The sequence below is a fragment of the Vibrio sp. 378 genome (assembly GCF_033339435.1).
Genome location: NZ_JAWOUO010001070.1, coordinates 1 through 538, shown reverse-complemented (window position 1 = coordinate 538; position 538 = coordinate 1). Strand labels below are relative to the sequence as shown.

At 47.4% G+C, this 538-nt stretch carries 1 pseudogene; it reads right to left on the bottom strand.

Annotated elements, in window-relative coordinates:
• Positions 1 to 538, bottom strand: a pseudogene (locus R7Q48_RS30415) (HlyD family type I secretion periplasmic adaptor subunit); the annotation flags it as partial.

Genomic DNA, 538 nt, shown 5'->3' with positions numbered 1-538 from the left:
AACTTCAACGCCACATCGATGCGATTGAGCATGGATTCTTTGATGGCCGATTTGATCACTGGGATTTTCAGTTCGCTAGATGTCATTTCACGGCGAGTGTCGTTCACTTGGCGCTGCAATTTGAGTAGCTCAATACGCGGAACAACGCCTTCATCCGCCAACGGTTGGGTGATATCCAGTTCTTTCTTCGCGTATTGGTAGCTTTGGCGTAAGTTACGCACTCGCGCTTCAATCTCGACCAAGTCTTGCTGTTTTTGCTCAACTTGTTGATCGATCACCGACAGTTGGTTGCGTAGGTTATCCAAATCTTCGCGGTATTCCGCTTTCTGACGCTGAGTTAATTGTGGCTGTGTCTCTTTCAATACCGGTGGGAAAGTCAGTTTACCGTATTCGCGAACGACGCTTTTTTCCCAATCTTGAATATTAAAATCGCGATTGACGGCAAGGCTGTTGATAGAAGCAGAAAGTTGTAATACCGAGGCGGTCAGGTTGGCAACTTGTTGTTCACGTTCGCGGGAGTCCGAGCGAAAACGAGTAT